Genomic DNA, 18215 nt, shown 5'->3' on the forward strand with positions numbered 1-18215 from the left:
GTCACAGCCCCAGGTAGAATTTGCGGACGAGGTCGCTATCACCCAGCGCCGCCGGGGAATCGCCCCGGAACTCGACGCGCCCGTGCACGAGCACGTAGCCGCGGTCAGCGATGCGGATGGCCTGGTGGAAGTTCTGCTCGGCCATCAGCACCGTCAGGCCCAGCTTCTCCTTCAACTCCGCGATCTTCTCCACCGTGCGCGCCACCAGGATGGGGGCGAGGCCGACGGAAGGCTCGTCCACCAGCAGGATCTTCGGCGCGCACATCACGGCGCGGCCGAGCGCCACCATCTGCTGCTCGCCGCCGCTCATGCTGCCGACGGATTGCGTGCGGCGCTCCTTCAGGCGGGGGAAGGCGTCGTAGCAGAACTCCAGGTTGCGCGGGATGGCGGCGCGCGCGGTGCGGCGATAGGCGCCGAGCAGGAGGTTCTCCTCCACCGACAGGCGCGGGAACAGCCGCCGCCCTTCCGGCACCAGTGCGATGCCGAGGTCGACGATCGCCTCCGCCGGCATGCCCGTTAAGTCGGTGGAGACGCCGTCGATGGTGGCGACGATGCGCCCGCGCGTGGGGCGCAGCAGGCCCAGGATGCAGCGCATCAGCGTGGTCTTGCCATTGCCGTTGGTGCCGAGCAGCGCCACGGTCTCGCCCGCCGCCACGGTGAGCGACACGCCGTCCAGCGCCCGCACGGCGCCGTAGCTGGCATCGACATCCTCGATCAGCAGGCTAGCGGCCAAGATACGCCTCCTCCACCTCGGGCAGCGCCAGCACCTCGGCCGGCAGCCCGTCCGCGACCTTGCGTCCGGCGACCAGCACGGCGAGGCGTTGGGAGAATTCCGTGACGGCGCGCATCACGTGCTCGATCATGATGATGGTGGTGCCGCCGGCGTTCAGCCGGAACAAGAGCGCCAGGATCTGGTCCACCTCGGCATGCGACAGGCCGGCCATCGCCTCGTCCACGATCAGCAGCTCGGGGCGCAGCGCCGTGGCGCGGGCCAGTTCCAGGCGGCGCAGTTCCACCTGCGTCAGCTCCTTCGGCATGCGGTGCGCCTTGGCGGCGAGTTCGACGCTCTCCAGGCAAGCCAGGGCGGCCTCGTCGCTGGCCGTCTCGCGCCCGGCATAGGCCAGGGGGACGCGGATGTTCTCCAAGACCGAAAGCCCCTTGAAGGGTCGTGGCAACTGGAAGGTGCGGGCGAGGCCGCGCCGCGCCCGCTCATGCGGCTTCAGCCCTTGCAAGGGCTGGCCCTTGAAGGAGAAAGCGCCATCATGGCCGGCGAAGGCTCCCGCGAGGCAATTCGTAAACGTGCTCTTGCCCGAGCCGTTGGGGCCGATCAGCCCCAGCCGCTCGCCGGCGCGCACTTCGAGCTCGATGCCGGACAAGGCGGTGAAGCCGCCGAAGCGCTTGCCGACGCCCTGGGCGTGCAGGACCACGTTGCTCATGCGCGCCTCCGGAACAGGCCGACGATGCCGTGCGGCGCGGCGCAGACGAAGACCACCAGCACCACGCCCACGATCATCAGGTTGGCGGCCGACGAGATGGTGACGGTCGCCACCTGCTGCAGGGTCGCCAGTAGCACCGCGCCGATCACCGGCCCGGCCCAGGAGGCGGTGCCGCCGATCAGCGGCATGGCGATGGCATTGACCGCGTAGGACAGGCCGAAGGCCGAGTTCGGTTCGACATAGGAGCCGAGGAAGGGCAGCGGCGCGCCGGCCACCGCCATCATGGCGCCACTGATGCTGGTGGCGAGCAGCTTGAGGCGCAGCGTCGGCACGCCGCTGGCCTCGGCCGCCGCCTCGTCGTCACGCAGCGCGGCGAGGCCGAGGCCCAGCTTCGAGCACTCGATGCTGCGCGCGATGGCGACGCTGGCCGCGGCCAGCACCACCACCACGGCGCAGAGGTAGCCGCCATAGCTTTCGAAGCCGAAGGGCACCTCGCGCGGGCGGATGACGTAGGCGCCGCGGGAGCCGCCCACGTAGCTCCAATTCACCACGATGGTCTGCAACACGACGGAGAGGCACAGCGTCGCGATGGCGAAATAGGCACCGCGCAGCCGCAGCGTCAGCACGCCGGTGCCGAAGCCGAGCGCGCCCCCCACCAGCGCCGCGAGCCCGATGCAGGGCAGCAGCCCGAGGCCCATCGCCTTGCCGAAGGCGACCGTGGCATAGGCGCCGGCGGCGAAAAAGGCGGCGGCGCCGAAGTTCACGTAGCCCGCATAGCCGCCCAGGATGTTCCAGGCGGTCGCCAGCACGACGTATTGCAGCACGAAGGTGGCGGCGAAGAAGGCGTATTCGCTGCCGAAGCCGCGCAGCGCCAGGATCAGCAGCGCGGCCACGGCGGCGGAGGCCAGCCAGAACCCCGCATGGCCCAGCCGGCGCGGCGCGCGGGCGGCGGGCGAGGGCAGCACGGCGCCGCTCATGCCACGCGCCCGAACAGGCCCTGTGGCCGCACCGCCAGCACCAGCAAGAGGCAGCCGAAGGCCACGGCCGGCGACCAGGAGGGACCGAAGAAGGTGGCCGTCACGTTCTCCAGCACGCCGAAGGCCAGCGCCGCCAGCACGCAGCCGCCGAGCGAGGACAGCCCGCCCATGATGACGATGGCGAAGACGCGGCCGATGAAGACATGCCCCGACCAGGCATCGACCGGCTGCACCACCACCAGCGCGCCGCCCGCCAGCCCCGCGAAGGCGATGGAGATGCCGAAGGCGAGGCGCTTGATGCGGATGGGGTCGATCGCCAGCAGGCGCAGCGCCTCACGGTCCTGTGCCACGGCGGCGATGGCCCGGCCGGTGAAGCTGCGGCGCAGGAACAGCGCCAGGCCGCCGATGGCCGCCAGCGCCACGGCGGCCGGCACCAGCATGCGCAGCGGCAGGTCGATCTCGCCCATGCGCCAAGTGGTGGCGGCGTAGGCGGCATCGGCGAAGTGCTGCTCCGGCCCCACGGCGAGGACCAGTCCGACCTCGATGATGAACATCACGCCGAAGAAAAAGGCGAGGCCCTGGATCGCCTCGTCCCCCCGCCGCTCGAAGAAGTGGTGGTAGACCACGTAGAGCCCCGCCCCCGCCGCCCAGAAGGCGGGCGCCAGCAGGATGGACAGCAGCATGGGGTCCAGCCCCGTGGCCGCCCAAAGCAGCGCCACCACCAGCGCGCCCAGCACCATGAAGGCCGGATGCGCGATGTTGACGATGTCCAGCATGCCGAAGGAGACGGACAGCCCGGCGGCGGCGGCGGCATAAAGCCCGCCCAGCAGCAGCCCGGAGACGATGCCGTTGAGCAGGAGGGCGAGGTCCGGGTCCATCACGCCCCCGCGGTATAGGGCTTGCGCAGCTCGCCCGACTTGTAGCGCGGTGGGTACAGGATGACCTGCGTGCCCGGTTTGCGGAATTGCTCGATGCCGTTGCCCTGCACCCCCTGGTACTGGGTGTAGATGTTGCGCTCCTCCGCCCATTCGCCCAGCGCGTCGAAGCGCAGGGGGCCGATCACGGTGTCGAAGGACTGCGCATGCATGTCGGCCGCCAGCGCCGCCTGGTCGATGCGGCCGACGCGGGCGACCGACTGCTCCAGCACCTGCATCTGCGCATAGGCCAGCGGCGGCACGTAGAAGCCCAGCGCATCCGTGCCTTCCTTGGCCGCCAGCGGCTGGTAGCGCTCGATCAACGCCTGCGTGCCAGGGAACTGCAGCGTCGGTTCGGGCGCGTAGACGTCCCAGACCACGAGGTTGTTCAGGATGGGGCCGAGCTGCAGCTTCTGCGCGGTGATGTGCGGCCCGATCATCGGCCCGCCGAACATCGCGAAGTTGGCGCGCAGCTCGCTGGCCGCGCGCAGCATGCCGGCGGTATCCGGCGGGTAGGAACCGACATAGACGATGTCCGGCCGCGCTGCCTGCACGGAGCGGATGATCGGCCCGAAGTCGACGGTGGAGGGCGGGTAGGCGCGGTCATAGACCACCCGCAGCTTGTTCTGCTGCGCCAGGTATCGCGCGCTTTCCGCCGTGCGCTGGTGAAAGTCACTGTCCAGGTTGACGATGGCCACCGTGCGCGGCTTGGGGTCCATCGCCATGGCGATGTCGAAGAAGCCCTTGGCGAAGGTCTCCTTCACCTGGCTGCCGGCGGGGTTGATGGAAAAGTAGCGGTCGTACTTGAAGTCTGCATTCACGCCGGTGCCGAACAGGGAGACGAAGGCCATGCTCCGCTGCATCACCACCGGCATGGCCGGCGCGATGATGGCCGTGGCATAGCCCGACACCACGAGATCCACCTTATCCACGTCGATCAGCTTGGTGTAGATGCCCGGCACCTGGGCGCCGCTGCTCTGGTCGTCGTAATGCACCAGCTGCACCGGGCGGCCGAGCAGGCCGCCCCTGGCATTCACGTCCTCTGCCCAGATGCGGTGTGCCAGCAGCGCCGGGCGCCCGTTGCCCGCGAGGCCGCCGGACAGCGACATCGAGTAGCCGATGCGGATGGGCGGACCGGACGGCGCCACCTGTGCCCGCGCCATGGCCGGCACGGTGAGGACCGCCGCCAGTGCCGCGCGGCCGAGGCCGCGCCTGCTCAAGCCTTCCATGAACCGTCTCCCTGTTCGGCCGGAGGTCTGCGCCCCCTGGCGTCGTGGTGTTATTCGGCAGAAACCCTGGAAGGGTCGGCCCCGACGCGGCCACCCTTGTCGTGCGCCGCCCGGCGGGCGAGGCGGAAGTCGTAGCGCACGCTGGGCAGCGCCGGGTCCGGCGCGCCGTCCACGCCGGCGCGGGGCTGCACCACCAGCGATTCCGACACGCCGAATACGGTGTCGGAACCGATGTTCGGGTCGTCGCCGAGGTAGAGCGCCGTCACCAGCTCGCGGTATCCCTCGGCGCCGATCAGCATGTGGATGTGCGCGGGGCGGAAGCCGTGGCGCTGCTGCGCGCGCACCATGTCCCCCACTGGGCCATCCATCGGGATGGAGTAGCCCAGCGGCACCAGCGTGCGGATGGCGTAGCGGCCCTCGGCATCGGTGCGGAACTGGCCGCGCATGTCCATGGTGGTGGGGTCGTTGGCCTGCAGGTCGTAGGCGCCGTCGGCGTCGGTGGACCAGATTTCCACGACCGCGTCCGGCACGCCCTCGCCCTGCTCGTTCAGCACGGTGCCGAACAGCATCATCTCCGGCCCCGCGGCATGCACGGCGATGCTCTCGCCATAGCCGAACTTCGGCGAGGCCTCGCGGTAGAAGGGGCCGAGCAGGCTGGTCTCGGTCGCCTCCCCCACGCGGTTCTCGCTGTCGTCCATCAGGTTGACCAGCCGCGACAGGCCCAGCGTGTCCGACAGCAGGATGAACTCCTGCCGGTAGGGCGTGCAGGTCTGGCCCACCCTGGTCAGGAAGCCGATGGCGCCGAGCCATTCCTCCGGCGTCAGCTTCACCTCGCGGGCGAAATCGTGCAAGTGGCGCACGAGGCTGTCCATCACCTCCCGCAGGCGCGGGTCGGGGGTGGTGGCCATCTGCGCGATCACCGCCTCGGTCACGGTGTTCTGGTCCAGGTCAGCCATTCTCGTCGTCCTCCAGCCCGGGCCGGTCCTTGCCGGCCAGCCCTTGGCGCATGCTTGGCGGTTCTAGTCCGGCCGGATGCCGGCGGCGGCGATCACCGGCCGCCACTTGGCGATCTGCTCCCGCGTCACCCCGGCCAGCGCTTCCGGCGTGCCGCCGGTGGGCTCGACGCCCTGGGCGCGCAGGTTGGCCAGCGCCGCCGGGTCGGCCAGCAGGGCGTTGGTGATGCGGTTCAGGCGCTGCACGATCTCGCCCGGCATTCGGGCGGGGCCGAACAGGTTCCACAGTCCCTCCACCACGAAGTCGTCGACGCCAGCCTCGGCCATGGTCGGCACCGCCGGCAGGCTGGACACGCGCCTGGCGGAGGTCACGGCCAGGGCCACCAGCGTGCCGGCGTCCAGATGCGGCTTCAGGCCCAGCGGGTGGTAGAACATCGCGTCCACCCGCCCGGCCAGCAGGTCGGTCACGCCTTGGCCAGCGTTGCGGTAGGGCACGTGGTCGGTCTTCAGGCCGGTGCGCAGGTTCAGCATCGCCTGGCTGAGATGCCCGGTGGTGCCGTTGCCGGCGGAAGCGATGGACAGTGGCCGCTGCCGCCCGAGCGCCAGCAGTTGCGCGACGGAGGCCACGCCCAGTTCCGGACGCACCGCCAGCACCGTCGGCGTGGTGACAAAGGGCGCGATGGGCGTGAAGTCGCGCACCGGGTCGAAGCCCAGCTCGGGGAACAGGCTGGCGTTGATGCCGTGCGTGCCGTTGGTGGCCAGCAGCAGAGTGTAGCCATCGCCCGCCGCCTGTGCCACGGCCTGTGCCCCCACGTTGCCGCCGGCGCCCGCGCGGTTGTCCACCACCACCGGCTGCCCCAGGTCGCGGCCGATCGCGTCGGCCAGGATGCGGCCGAGGATGTCCGTGGTGGTGCCGGCGGCAAAGGGCACGACAAGGCGGATGGGGCGGTTGGGCCAGGGGGTCTGGGCCAGTGCTGCGGGGGCCAGTGCTGCGGGGGCCAGTGCGGCGCGGGCCAGCGGCAGGATGGCCAGGGCGCCCAGCAGGGTGCGGCGAGTGGTCATGCCGCCTGCTCCGCGCCGCCGGTCACGAAGCGGGACAGGTCCCGCGCCGCCACGCCGCGGCGCAGCAGCACGCAGTCATCCGGGAAGTCCTGTTGAAAGCGGGTTCCGCGGTCGATCAGCATGCCCAGGAAACGATCCAGGTGCCGCATGGCTCCGTTGGGCAGGTCGTGCAGCACCAGCGCCGTGCGGCCGGCGCACAGCGCCAGCGCGCGGTCCACCCAGCCATCCGGGTCGCGGAAGTCGCCGGGCACGGCGGTCCAGGTGACGCAGGTGTAGCCGCCGTCGCGGAGGTGCCGCAGCGCGGCGCGGTTCAACAGGTGCGGCCCCAGCGCGCCGCCGCCGCCCTGCGGGCGGAACAGCCGGTCCGGGTGCGACAGGTCGCCGATCAGCGCCTGGGTGCGGCCGATCTCGTCTTCCGCCACGCCGGGCGCCGCGCCGCCCAGCGGGGCGGCGTGCGACCAGGTGTGGTTGCCGATCCAGTGGCCCTCGGCATGCGCCCGCTCGGCCAGGGCGCGGTGCGCCGCCAGCTTGCGGCCCAGCACGAAGAAGGTGGCGCGCAGCCCGCGCGCCCGCAGCACGTCCAGCACCGCCGGCGTCGCGTCCGGCTCCGGCCCGTTGTCAAAGGACAGGGTGACGGTGCCGGGCATGGCGCGTCACGCCTCGTCTTCGACCGGGTTCGACAGGATGCCGATCCCCTCGATCTCGATCTCCGCCACGTCGCCCGCCTTCATGAAGACCGGCGGCTTGCGCGGGTAGCCGACGCCGCTGGGCGTGCCGGTCGCGATCACGTCGCCCGGCTCCAGCGTCATCACCTCCGACAGGATCGCCAGGATGCGGGGGACGGAGAAGATCATGTCGGACGTGTTGCTGTCCTGCATGGTCTGGCCGTTGAGGCGGGAGGTGATGCGCAAGGCGTTGGGCCCCTGCGGCAGCTCGTCCGGCGTGACGATCTCGGGGCCGAGCCCGCCGGTGCGGTCGAAGTTCTTGCCCATCGTCCACTGGCCGGACTTGCGCTGGTAGTCGCGCAGCGATCCCTCGTTCATGCAGGTATAGCCGGCCACGCAGGACAGAGCGTCCGCCTCGCTCAGGTGCCGGGCCCGGCGGCCGATGACGATGGCCAGCTCCGCCTCGTAGTCAAACTTGTCCGAGGCCTTCGGGCGCAGCAGCGGCGCGCCGTGCGCGGCCAGCGAGGTGGGACCGCGGAAGAAGACGGCGGGATAGTCGGGGATCGGGTTGTTCCCCTCCTTCGCGTGCTCGACATAGTTCAGGCCGATGCAGACGATCTTGCCGGGGCGCGGCACGACGGGCAGCAGCGTCAAGCCGGCCAGCGGCCGCGACGGCGCCCCCGGCAGCTTTGCCTGCAGCGCCGAGGCCGAGCCCGGCAGGTCCAGGGCGCCGATGGCGAGGTTCACGTCCTGCGGCAGGCCGGGCACCACGTCGGACAGGCGCACCACCGCGTCTCCGACCTTGGCGCCCAGGACGGCGCGGCCTTCCTGCTCATATGCGACGAGCCGCATGCGGCCATTCCCTCCCTTTGTCGTTCCGGAGAGGTTTCATCGAAAAGATGGCGGCGTCAAACGGAATCATCGATAAAATAACGATCCCCGCGGATGGATGCCGATGTTGCCAGTGCCCGACGAAGAACTGACCCTGGCCACCGCCGTGCATCGCCGGTTGCGGGAAGACATCCTGGCGGGCCGCCTGCCGCCTGGCTCGAAGCTGAAGCTGCGTGATCTGACAGGGTGCTACGGCGCCGGCGCCTCCCCCATGCGGGAAGCGCTGTCGAAGCTCGCGGCGGAAGGACTGGCGGAGCGACTGGAGCACCGGGGCTTCCGGGTGTCGCAGGCGCAGCCAGCCCAGCTCGCCGGGCTGATCCGATCCCGCGTGCTGGCGGAGGGCGCTGCGCTGCACGACGCGATCCAGCATGGCGACGCCGCCTGGGAAGAAGCGGTGCTGCTGGCCGAGCATCGCCTGAACCGCTTGGCACGCTCGCTGCACCCGGCGCGCTTTCTGGCCAATCCGGAATGGGAGGCCTGCCACCAGCAGTTCCATCAGGCCCTCCTGTCTGCCTGCCAAGCCCCGGCGTTGCTGGCCTTCTGCGAACGGCTGCGGGAGGAGGCTGGCCGATACCGTGCCCTGTCCAACACCAGGGCTTATCCGGACCGGGACGTGGCGGTGGAACACGCGGAGATCGCCCAGGCGACGATCCGCCGCGAGGCCGGCCGCGCCTGCGCCCTGCTGGCACAGCACTACGAGCGCACGGGCCGGATCGTGGGGACGGAAATGCAGGCGGTGCGGGGCAACGAGCCGGCGCATGCCGACGGGACGGCACCACGCGGACCGTGACGCATCTTGGTCCGAAGGACCAAGGCGGCGTCGTATCCCGGCAGGTCACCCGGCGAGAAGGTGTCGGATCTTCCGGACCGCGCTGTCAGGCGTCGTCAGCACGGTTTTGCCGGTCGCGGCGGCGATAGCGGGTGCCGCCGAAGCCAGGCTGAACTGCGCCAGCGCGATGGTATCGCAATCGGTCAGGCGACATGCCGCCTCCACCGCCAGTCGATCATGGGCAGCGACATCGCCGGCGTCGAGCGCCGGCAAGGCGCCCTCGACCCAAAGCGGCCGGAGATCGGTCCCGGGCGGAAACTCCGCCGGCATGGAGCGCAACGTCGGCGCGAAGCTGGCCAGCAGGCCGATGCGCCCACCGAGCGCCACGGCTTCTTCCACCATGGCCTCGTTCGGCTTCAGCACGGGGAGGGGATGCAGCGCCGCCTGGCAGGCTTCGATGCAAGGGCCGAACGCGGAGCAGGTGAAGAGGATGCCGTCGGCCCCGGCATCGACGGCATAGCGCGACAGGGTCAGAAACCGCGCAGTCATCGCCTGGTTCAGCGCACCGTCCCTGGCGAGGTCGGCCGAAAGGCTGTCGTCCAGCAGGTTCACCAAGGCTGCTTCTGGCCAAAGCCGGGCGAAGGCCTGTTCCACCGGAGGGGGCGAGTGGCGCAGGGCATGGATCAGGGCAATGCGCATGGAAGCTCCGCCTCCGGAGGAAATTCTGGTGGTTCAGCTTGGCTTGCCGGCGCCGGACTTCGGCACCGCCCGTCCCTGGATGCCTTGCCATGGCGCGCGAAGGCAAGCGGCAGCCCGCGCCATGCCCGGCCCGCTCACTCGGTTGCGTAGCGGCTGCGTGGCACCGGAATGCCCAGGTGCTCGCGCAGGGTGGTGCCGGTGTATGCCGTGCGGAACAACCCACGCCGCTGTAGTTCCGGCACCACATGGGCCACAAAGTCGTCCAGTGGCGACGGATAGAAAGGGAACAGCAGCATGAAGCCGTCGCACGCGCCGTTCTCGTACCATTCCTGCATGACGTCCGCGACCTGCACCGGCGAGCCGACCACCAAGTGGTGGCCCAGCGAAGCGGCCATGTAGCGTGCCACCTGACGGATGCTCAGCCCTTCACGCTTGGCCTTGGCGACAATGTGCTCCTGCCGCGCACGGGCGGCATTGCTTGGCGGCAGCTCCGGGAGCGGGCCGTCGATCGGAAAGCTATGGATATCGAGGTCGCCGCAAAGGCGGGCGAGCAGCCGCATCGCGGTCGCGTCGTCGGTCAGGGCCTGCAACTGGGCATAGGTGGCCTGGGCGGCGGCCTCGGTTTCACCGGTGATGATCATCAGGCCGGGCAGGATCCGCACGTGGTCGGGCTCCCGGCCATGGGCTGCGGCCTGGGCGCGGACGTCCTGGTAGAACGCCTGCCCTTCCGGCAGCAGGCTCTGCGCCGTGAAGATCAGATCCGCGACGCGCGATGCCAGATGCTTGCCGGGGCCGGAGGAGCCGGCCTGCGCGATCACCGGGCGGCCCTGCGGGCAGCGCGGCAGGTTCAACGGCCCGCGCACCCGAAAATGCGGCCCGACGTGGTTCAGGATATGGGAATGCGCCGGGTCGAGAAACTGGCCGCTCGCCTTGTCGCGCGGGAAGGCCTCCTCGTCGAAGCTGTCCCACAGCCCTTCGACCACGTCATAGAATTCCTCAGCGCGGGCATAGCGGTCGGCGTGCTCGGCATGTCGGTCATGACTGAAATTGCCCGCCTCGTCCTCGATCTGCGAGGTAACGAGGTTCCACCCCGCCCGGCCGTTGCTGATGTGGTCCACCGTGCCGAAGCGCCGCGCGATGGTATAGGGGTCGCCATAGGTGGTGGTGGCGGTGGCCACCAGCCCGATGCGCTCGGTCAACGGCGCCAGTGCCGCGATCAACGTGGCGGGTTCCGGAAACACCTGCCGCCCCGCGGCGGGGCGCCAGGGGCTGCCGCCGTCCAGCGCCGCGCTGCCGTTCACGGCGGCGGTGTCCTGGAAGAACAGGCAGTCCAGCTTGCCGGCCTCGGCGGTGCGGGCCATGGCGGCGTAGTGCGCGAAGGACATGTCCGTTTCCGGCACCGCGTCCGGGTGGCGCCAGCCGGCGGAATGGCTGCCGGGGGTGAAGAAGAACACCCCCAGGTGCATCTGGCGCGGGCTCATGGCTTGGACGGCCAGGGCTGCTCGCCAAGGTCCCAGAACACGCCGGCGGCGATCTGCAACCCTTCCCGCACCAGCGGCACCAGCGCGTGCTCGTTGGGCGCGTGCTGCGAACAGCCGCTGTAGGAATGCGGGATGTAGATGGTGGGCAGGCCGAGCGTCACGGCAAAGCTGTCGTTGGGCAGTGAGCCGCCGGCATTCGGCACGATCATCGGCTGCTGCCCGGTGGTGCGGAACACCGAATCCGCCACCAGCCGCGGCCAGGGGCCGTCCGGGTCCATCCGCGTCGCCTTCCATTCGGCGCCGTTCTTCACCGGCTCCACCGCCACGTCGGTGAAGCCAAGGCTGTCCAGGTGACGGCGGATGGCGGGCAGGAAGGTCTCGACGTCGCGGTCCACCGTGTAGCGGATCTGGCAGCGGGCAAAGGCTGTGGGGGGCACGGCGTTGACGGGCGCGGCCGGGTTGCCGGTGGAAAAGGCCAGCACCTCGAAGGTGTTCCAGCCGAAGACCTTCTCGGCCGCGGACAGGCCCGGCTCGCCCCACCAGGGGTCGATCTCCGGCCCGGTCTCGCCGCCGTCGACGCGGCAGGAAGCCAGCGCGCGGCGGACATTGTCGGGGATCGCCTCCGGCACCAGCTCGCGCAACAGCACCTGCCCTTCCGGCCCGACCAGGGAGGCGATGGCATGCGCCAGGCGGATGCCGGGGTTGGCCAGCAGCCCGCCCCAGTTGCCGGAATGATGGCCGCCCTCGCGATAAGTGACGCGCAGGTCGAAGCCCAGCGCGCCGCGGGTACCCAGCGTCAGCGTCGGCACCTCCGGCACCAGGCGCGGGCCGTCGGAGGCGATCAGCACGTCGGCTTTCAGGAGGTCCCGCTGCTGCTCGCAGATTTCCTCGATGCCGGGGGAGCCGACCTCCTCGCTGGTTTCCAGCAGCAGCGTGACGTTGTAGCCGAGCTTGCCACCGCGTGCCTGCCGCACCGCCTCCATCGCCATCAGGTTGCCGGTGTGCTGGCCCTTGTTGTCGACGATGCCGCGGCCGTAGAGCCGCTCGCCGCGCCGTTCCAGCTTCCAGGGGGAAAGCCCTTCCAGCCAGCCGGCATCCAGCCCCAGCACGGTGTCGCCATGGCCATAGGTCAGCAGCGTCGGCAGCGCCGGGTCCTCGACGCGGCGCGCGATCAGGAAGGGGCCACCCTTGCCGGTGGGGTTGTCGAAGACCTGGCAGGTGAAGCCCTGGGATTCCAGGTCCGGCTGCATCTCCCGCGTCAGGTAGGCCAGCAGGTGCGGCATGCTGCCGGGGTCCTGGCTGGCGGTGGGGATGGCGACGCGGCGGGCCATCACTTCCAGGTAGGGGCCGTCGTCCAGCAGGGCGGCGGCGGCGGCGATGACGGTTTCGCGGGGGGTCATACGGTCGTCTCCTGACGCAGCAGGACCAGGGCGCCGGAGGCATGCATGCGTGCTTCCCAGCCCGGTGGCACCAGCGTCGTGGCATCCAGTTGCGTGACGATGGCGGGACCGGCGAAGCTGTCGCCGGCGCCCAGCGCCGCGCGGTCGTAAAGCGCTGCCTCACGCGTGCCGCCGGCGAAGTGCACGGTATGGTGGGCATAGGGCGTGGGCCCGGCGCCGGCCGGCAGCGTGACGGTGATGCTGCCGCCGAGGCGCCCGGTGGCCTCCAGCCGCAGCGTCACCAGCTCCACCGTGCCTTCCGGCAGGTCGAAGCCGTAGAGCGCCCTGTGCTGGGCGGCGAAGTTGGCGGCGGCACCCGGCATGTCGCCGGGCCAGGGCACCGCGAGCTCGCCGCCCTGTCCGGCATAGCGCATCAGTGCCATGCGCTTCGTTTCGCGCCGGGCGGCGGGCACCTGCTCCTCGGCGAACCAGGCAGCGGCCTGCGCTTCCAGGTCGGAGAAGGCAGCGTCCACGGCCTCGGGTGCCGGGTCATTCAGGCTGCGGCTGAATTCGGCCTTCAGGTCGGCGGCCAGCAGGCCCTGGGCGCAAAGCACGCCGGGGGCGGCGGGCACCAGCACGGTGCGGATGCCCAGCAATTCGGCCAGCGCGCAGCCATGCAGCGGCCCGGCGCCGCCGAAGGGCACCAGCGCGAAGTCCCTCGGGTCGTGCCCGCGCTCCACCGAGACGACACGCACGGCGCCGACCATGTTGGAATCCGCGATGGCCAGGATGCCGCGCGCCGCGGCGTGTTCGTCGAGCCCCAGCGGCGTGGCCACGCTGTCGCGCACTGCCGCCCGGGCGGCGGCCACGTCCAGCGTCATGCGGCCGCCGAGCAGGCTGGGCGGCAGGTGGCCCAGCGCCACATGCGCGTCCGTCACCGTAGCGCGGGTGCCGCCGCGGCCGTAGCAGGCGGGGCCCGGCACGGCGCCGGCGCTTTCCGGCCCCACGGCGAGCGCGCCATCCGGCGTGACGCGCGCCAGCGAGCCGCCGCCGGCGCCGATGGTCACCATGTCCACCATCGGCAGCGGCAAGGGCCAGTCGCCCACATGCCCGGTCTGGGTGAGCCCGACCTCGCCGCCCTTCATCAGGCAGATGTCGGCGCTGGTGCCGCCGATATCGACGGTGATGATGTCCGGGAAGCCGGCGGCTTCGGCGATGGCACGGGCGCCCACCACGCCGGCGGCGGGGCCGGACAGCGCGGTGACGGCGGGGGCACGGCGGATGGCGGCGGCACCGGCCACGCCGCCGTTGGACTTCATCAGCAGCAGGGGTGCCGCGACGCCTTCCTGCTCCAGCCGCTGCTCCAGCTTCTGCACATAGGTGGAGACGGCGGGCATGACCTGCGCGTTCAGGATGGTGGCCAGGCTGCGCTCATATTCCCGCACCACCGGCAGCACGTCAGAGGACGCCGTGACCGCCACGCCCGGCAGGGCCGCCCGCAGCATCTCCGCCACGCGCCGCTCATGCTCCGGCGCGGTGAAGGCATGCAGCAGGCAAACGGCAACGGCGGTGACGCCCGAGGCGCGGCAGGCTTCGGCAGCCGCAGTGACCGTGACCTCGTCCAGCGGCGTCAACACCTCGCCGGCTGCCGAAATGCGTTCCTGCACCTCGAAGACCCGCGAGGGCGGCACCGGCCGCTGCGGCTTGACCCAGGCGTGCAAATTGACGCGGCGGGGAATGTCCTGCCGGCCGATGTCCAGCACATGGCGGAAGCCGGCGGTGGTGACCAGCGCGGTGCGCGCACCCTTGCCTTCCAGGATCATGTTGGTGGCGACCGTGGTGCCGTGCAGCACGCGGCCGACACCGGTGGCCGCCCCCGCCGCCGCCTCCAGCGCCAGGCGCACGCCGGTCAGGAAAGCCTCGGAAGGGTCGTGCGGGGTGGAGGGGGTCTTGGCGGTCCAGGCCTGGCCGGTCGCGCCGTCCTGGATGGTGATGTCGGTGAAGGTGCCGCCGATATCGACGGCGACGGACAGCGGCCGCGCCAGTTCAGTCGAGGACATGCGCGTAGCTCCCGCGATGGAATTCCAGGGTCGCCGGCCGGTTCGCCCGCAGCGCGTCCGTGGCCGCCGCATCCACCGCGCCATCGGCGATCGCCACGCCGTAGTCGCGCGCCGCCTCCGCCGCGCCGACCATGCCGCCCAGCACGTCCGCCAGCACCGCTTCCGGCGGCCGGTCGAAGGGGTGGCCGCGCCCGCCGCCGCCGCCGGTCTCAATGCGCAGGATGTCGCCCTTGACCAGCTTGTTGCCGTCGGATAGCGGGCGCAGCACGCGCTCCCGATCGGTGCCGGGGTTGACCACCACGCGGCCGGGGCGGCCGGACTGGCCGCCGGCGGCGCCCCAGGGCGGGTTCTCCACGCCGTCGATGCGCACGGCCAGCACCGCCTCCTCGGCCATCACCTCGTATTGCCGCACGATGCCGCAGCCGCCGCGCCAGCGCCCGGGGCCGCCGCTGTCACGGTGCATGGCGTATTCGGTCAGGCGGATCGGGTATTCCAGTTCCAGGAACTCGACCGGGTAGTTCTCCTGCGCCACGAAATACACGGCGTCGATGCCATCCGCGAAGCCGCGCGCGCCGTAGCCGACGCCGATGCCGTCGCTCATCAGGAACGGCTTGCCGTTGGCGGTGCCGCGCAAGAGCATGATGACATAGGCGGCGTGCGCGGCCGGTGCCTCGCCCCCCGCGACCGAGACCAGCCCGTTCAGCGCCGCCAGCACGCGCATCATGGTCAGCCCGCGCATGCCGAGCGGCGCCGGGAAGCGCGGCTGCACCAGCGAGCCCTCGCGCAGGATCACCTCGTCCAGCGCGCGCGGGCCGCCGGCATTGACCACCTGGGTCGCGTCGCCGCCCAGGAAGTAGAGGCCGAGCGCCATGCCTGGCACGTCCGGGTTCATCAGGAAATTGACCGGGCCGACCGACTGGTCGTCCGTCTCGCTGGCATCCAGGATGAAGCGATCGTCCGCCGTCCGTGTCAGCGCGAAGCGGATGCGCAGCGTGCCGGAGCCATGGCCGTCACCATCGATGCGGTCGGTGAAGCGGTGGGTGCCGACGGCGAAGGTCTGGCGCAGACGCTCGCGCACCGTTTCGCGCGTGCGCTCGAACAACTGGCGCAGCGCATCGGCCAGCACCTCGGCGCCGAAGCGGGCGGCGATCTCGGCCATGCGGGTGGTGCCCAGCTCGACGCTGGCCATCAGCGCGCGCGTGTCGCCCTGCGCGGCGCGGGGGAAACGGGAATTGCGGTAGAAGATGCTGAGCGTCGCCGTGTTCACCACGCCGGCCGCGATCAGCTTGGTCGGCGGGATGATGATGCCTTCCTGGAAGATGTCCGTGGCATCGGGCGAGATGGAGCCGGGCCGCAGCCCGCCGATATCGGCGAAATGCGCCCAGCCCATCACGAAGGCGACGCGCCGCCCTGCGTGGAACACCGGGGCCAGGAAGACTTGGTCATTGGAATGGCTGACCGCGCCGCGCGAGCCGTAGCAGTCGTTGTACCAGTAGAGGTCGCCGGGCTGCATGCTGTCGGGCGGAAACTCGCGGAACACCGGGCCGCAGATGTCGCCGAACACTGGCACGTTGGAGCCCACGGCCATGACGCCATCGGCGTCGAACAGCGCGGTGTAGAAGTCCTTTTTCTCACGGATGAAGGCGGACATGGCGGTGCGTTCAATCAGCGCCTCCATCTCCGCCTGCGCGGCGCGCACGGCGCCGCGGACGATCTCCAGCGTGACGGGGTTGCACAGCCGGGTGGCGATGACATCGTTCACGACAGCGTCTCCATCAGCCGCAGCAGCAGCGTGGCCCGCGGCACGAGGGAGGAGACGTAGAGCTGCTCCTCATGCGTATGGGCCGCCTTGCCGTCGACGCCGAGCCCATCCAGCGTCGGCACGCCGAGCGCGGCCGTGAAGTTGCCATCGCTGCCGCCGCCGGTCTTCAGGTCGTGCAGCTCAAAGCCGATCTCGCCGGCCAGGCCGCGCGCATGCTCGAACAACTGCGCGATGGCGTCGGACTTCTCGTAGCCCGGGCGGTTCAGGCCGCCGGTCATCTCCAGCGAGACGTCCGGGTCGTAGGGCTTGACCGCCAGCACACGCGCGATGGCGGGGGTGCCGATCTCCTGGTTCGGCACGCGCATGTCAATCTCGGCCCAGGCTTCCTCCGCCACCACATTGGCGCGGGTGCCGCCGCCGATCCGGCCGACATTCACCGTGACGCCCGTGCCGTAATCGGTCATCGCCTCCAAATCGAGGATCTGCCGCGCCAGCTCCTTGGTGGCACTGCGGCCGTCCTCGTGCCGGGCACCGGAATGCGCGGCGCGGCCCTTGATACGCAGGTCGAAGCGCGCGGTGCCCTTGCGGGCGGTGACGATGCGCCCGCCTTCCCGCGCCGGTTCGGTCACCAGCACGAAGCGGGCGCGCTTCGCCTCGCGCTCGATGTGCTCCTGCGAGGTGTGGCTGCCGGTTTCCTCGTCCGAAACGAACAGGTGGCGGATCGGCAAGGGCGTGCGGCCTCCGCGCGCGATCAGGTGGCGCAGGGCGGCGAGCGCGATCAGCGCGCCGCCCTTCATGTCGACGATGCCGGGGCCGTAGGCGACGTCGCCCTCGACCCGGAAGGGCATCGGCCCCGCCAGGCTGCCGACCGCGTGCACGGTGTCGAGGTGGCTCAGCACCAGGATGCCCGGCTCGTCCTCCGCGCCCCAGGGGGAGGACACCAGCAGGTGGTCGCCGGCGCCGTCGCGACCGGGGATGCGTTGGGTGCCGGCCCCGGCGGCGGTCGCGTCGGCGGCGGCGCGGTCCATGGCGCGGTTGACGGCGGCGGCGTCGTCGGTCGGGCTCTCGATCTCCACCCAGGCGCGGATCTCGCGCAGCAGGTCGTCGGCCACGAAGGGGGGCGTGTTGCTTTGGCTCATGGACGTTCTCCCGGCATCAGGCCGCCGCCTCGCGCCAGCCGAGGCGCGAGGAAACCTCGCCGGCGGCATCCAGCAGCATGCGGACGTAAAGGCGTTCCAGATCGTCGGTCAGCCGCGACTGCGGCCCGGCGACGGACAGCGAGGCGACGACGCGGCCCTGGTGGTCGCGCAGCGGCGCCGCGATGGAAAAGGCCCCGGCATCCTGGTCGCCGTGGCTGACATTGTAGCCCTGCGAGCGGATTTTTCCGAGGAGCGCGCGCAGCCGCACCGGATCGGTGATGGTCTCGGGCGTGAAGCGGTCGAGCGCGCCGGCGGCCACCTCCTCCTGCACGCTTTCGGGCGCATAGGCCAGCAGCAGCTTCGGACCGCCGCCGACATGCAGCGGCCCTTGCCGCCCGAGTTCCGCGTAAAGGCGGATCGGCTGCGGCGACTGGCGGATGCCGATGCACACCGTCTGCAGCCCGTCGCGCACCAGCAGCGAGACATTCTCCCGCGTCCGCGCCACCAGGTCGTCCAGCACGGGGTTGGCGACGCGCAGCAGCGGCATCTGGTGCTGCATCTTCTCGCTCAGCAGCAGCGGCTTGTGGCCGATCGTATAGCCGCGCGTCTCGGCATCCTTCATCAGGTAGCCGCGCGCCTCCAGCGTCGCCGCCATGCGGAAGGCCAGGGTCTTGGTGCTGCCGGTCAGCCGCGCCAGCTCGCTGAGGCCGACGCCGGGGTGCTCGGCCACCGTTTCCAGCAGCGCCAGCGCCCGGTCCACGGCCGTGATGGTGTAGTCCATGTGGCGGTCTTCCTGTTC

General features: G+C 71.0%; 17 protein-coding genes. 1 reads left to right on the forward strand and 16 read right to left on the reverse strand.

Annotated elements, in window-relative coordinates:
* Window position 1 precedes the first annotated feature (1 nt).
* The 9 genes from IAI59_RS18045 to IAI59_RS18085 form a co-directional block, all read right to left on the reverse strand.
* Window positions 2-733 (reverse strand): ABC transporter ATP-binding protein, encoded by a 732-nt coding sequence (locus IAI59_RS18045; protein WP_207415768.1) that lies wholly within the window; start codon window positions 731-733, stop codon window positions 2-4.
* On the reverse strand, window positions 723-1436 hold the full coding sequence (locus tag IAI59_RS18050; RefSeq protein WP_207415769.1) for an ABC transporter ATP-binding protein: 714 nt from the start codon (window positions 1434-1436) through the stop codon (window positions 723-725). Before IAI59_RS18050 ends, IAI59_RS18045 begins: the two co-directional genes overlap by 11 nt.
* A complete protein-coding gene (locus IAI59_RS18055) occupies window positions 1433-2413 on the reverse strand; it encodes a branched-chain amino acid ABC transporter permease (RefSeq protein ID WP_207415770.1) in 981 nt (326 codons plus the stop codon). The genes IAI59_RS18050 and IAI59_RS18055 overlap by 4 nt, the downstream gene beginning before the upstream one ends.
* Window positions 2410-3291, reverse strand: coding sequence for a branched-chain amino acid ABC transporter permease (locus tag IAI59_RS18060; RefSeq protein ID WP_207415771.1), 882 nt, complete (start codon window positions 3289-3291; stop codon window positions 2410-2412). Before IAI59_RS18060 ends, IAI59_RS18055 begins: the two co-directional genes overlap by 4 nt.
* On the reverse strand, window positions 3291-4556 hold the full coding sequence (locus IAI59_RS18065; RefSeq protein WP_207415772.1) for an amino acid ABC transporter substrate-binding protein: 1266 nt from the start codon (window positions 4554-4556) through the stop codon (window positions 3291-3293). The genes IAI59_RS18060 and IAI59_RS18065 overlap by 1 nt, the downstream gene beginning before the upstream one ends.
* A 50-nt stretch (window positions 4557-4606) precedes the next feature.
* Window positions 4607-5512: a dioxygenase family protein gene (locus tag IAI59_RS18070; RefSeq protein WP_207415773.1), complete on the reverse strand. Its 906-nt coding sequence runs from the start codon at window positions 5510-5512 to the stop codon at window positions 4607-4609.
* A gap of 63 nt (window positions 5513-5575) precedes the next feature.
* Window positions 5576-6571 (reverse strand): Bug family tripartite tricarboxylate transporter substrate binding protein, encoded by a 996-nt coding sequence (locus IAI59_RS18075; RefSeq protein WP_207415774.1) that lies wholly within the window; start codon window positions 6569-6571, stop codon window positions 5576-5578.
* The gene (locus IAI59_RS18080) at window positions 6568-7218 is read right to left on the reverse strand and encodes a polysaccharide deacetylase family protein (RefSeq protein WP_207415775.1); all 651 of its coding nucleotides are present in this window, start codon (window positions 7216-7218) and stop codon (window positions 6568-6570) included. Before IAI59_RS18080 ends, IAI59_RS18075 begins: the two co-directional genes overlap by 4 nt.
* Before the next feature lie 6 nt (window positions 7219-7224).
* Complete coding sequence (locus tag IAI59_RS18085) at window positions 7225-8088, reverse strand: fumarylacetoacetate hydrolase family protein (RefSeq protein WP_207415776.1); 864 nt, start codon at window positions 8086-8088, stop codon at window positions 7225-7227.
* A gap of 103 nt (window positions 8089-8191) precedes the next feature.
* Between IAI59_RS18085 and IAI59_RS18090 the strand changes: the two genes are divergently transcribed.
* Entirely contained in the window at window positions 8192-8917 is a 726-nt protein-coding gene (locus IAI59_RS18090; protein ID WP_207415777.1) for a GntR family transcriptional regulator, read from the forward strand.
* A 45-nt stretch (window positions 8918-8962) separates the two neighbouring features.
* Here the strand turns inward: IAI59_RS18090 and IAI59_RS18095 are convergent, their stop codons facing one another.
* The 7 genes from IAI59_RS18095 to IAI59_RS18125 all read right to left on the reverse strand — a co-directional run bounded on the left by IAI59_RS18095 (window position 8963) and on the right by IAI59_RS18125 (window position 18197).
* Window positions 8963-9595 carry an aspartate/glutamate racemase family protein gene (locus IAI59_RS18095; protein ID WP_207415778.1) on the reverse strand — a complete coding sequence of 211 codons (633 nt, stop codon included), beginning with the start codon at window positions 9593-9595 and terminating at the stop codon, window positions 8963-8965.
* Window positions 9596-9729: 134 nt separating this feature from the next.
* Window positions 9730-11076, reverse strand: a complete 1347-nt coding sequence (locus tag IAI59_RS18100) for an LLM class flavin-dependent oxidoreductase (protein ID WP_207415779.1) — start codon at window positions 11074-11076, stop codon at window positions 9730-9732.
* The gene (locus IAI59_RS18105; RefSeq protein ID WP_207415780.1) at window positions 11073-12476 is read right to left on the reverse strand and encodes a M20 family metallopeptidase; all 1404 of its coding nucleotides are present in this window, start codon (window positions 12474-12476) and stop codon (window positions 11073-11075) included. Before IAI59_RS18105 ends, IAI59_RS18100 begins: the two co-directional genes overlap by 4 nt.
* A complete protein-coding gene (locus tag IAI59_RS18110; protein ID WP_207415781.1) occupies window positions 12473-14515 on the reverse strand; it encodes a hydantoinase/oxoprolinase family protein in 2043 nt (680 codons plus the stop codon). Before IAI59_RS18110 ends, IAI59_RS18105 begins: the two co-directional genes overlap by 4 nt.
* The gene (locus IAI59_RS18115) at window positions 14502-16277 is read right to left on the reverse strand and encodes a hydantoinase B/oxoprolinase family protein (protein ID WP_207415782.1); all 1776 of its coding nucleotides are present in this window, start codon (window positions 16275-16277) and stop codon (window positions 14502-14504) included. Before IAI59_RS18115 ends, IAI59_RS18110 begins: the two co-directional genes overlap by 14 nt.
* On the reverse strand, window positions 16274-17416 hold the full coding sequence (locus IAI59_RS18120) for a M20 family metallopeptidase (RefSeq protein WP_207415783.1): 1143 nt from the start codon (window positions 17414-17416) through the stop codon (window positions 16274-16276). Before IAI59_RS18120 ends, IAI59_RS18115 begins: the two co-directional genes overlap by 4 nt.
* Before the next feature lie 16 nt (window positions 17417-17432).
* Window positions 17433-18197, reverse strand: a complete 765-nt coding sequence (locus IAI59_RS18125; protein WP_207415784.1) for an IclR family transcriptional regulator — start codon at window positions 18195-18197, stop codon at window positions 17433-17435.
* Window positions 18198-18215: the final 18 nt, after the last annotated feature.

The sequence above is a fragment of the Roseomonas haemaphysalidis genome, from assembly GCF_017355405.1.
Classification (GTDB): Bacteria; Pseudomonadota; Alphaproteobacteria; order Acetobacterales; family Acetobacteraceae; genus Pseudoroseomonas; species Pseudoroseomonas haemaphysalidis.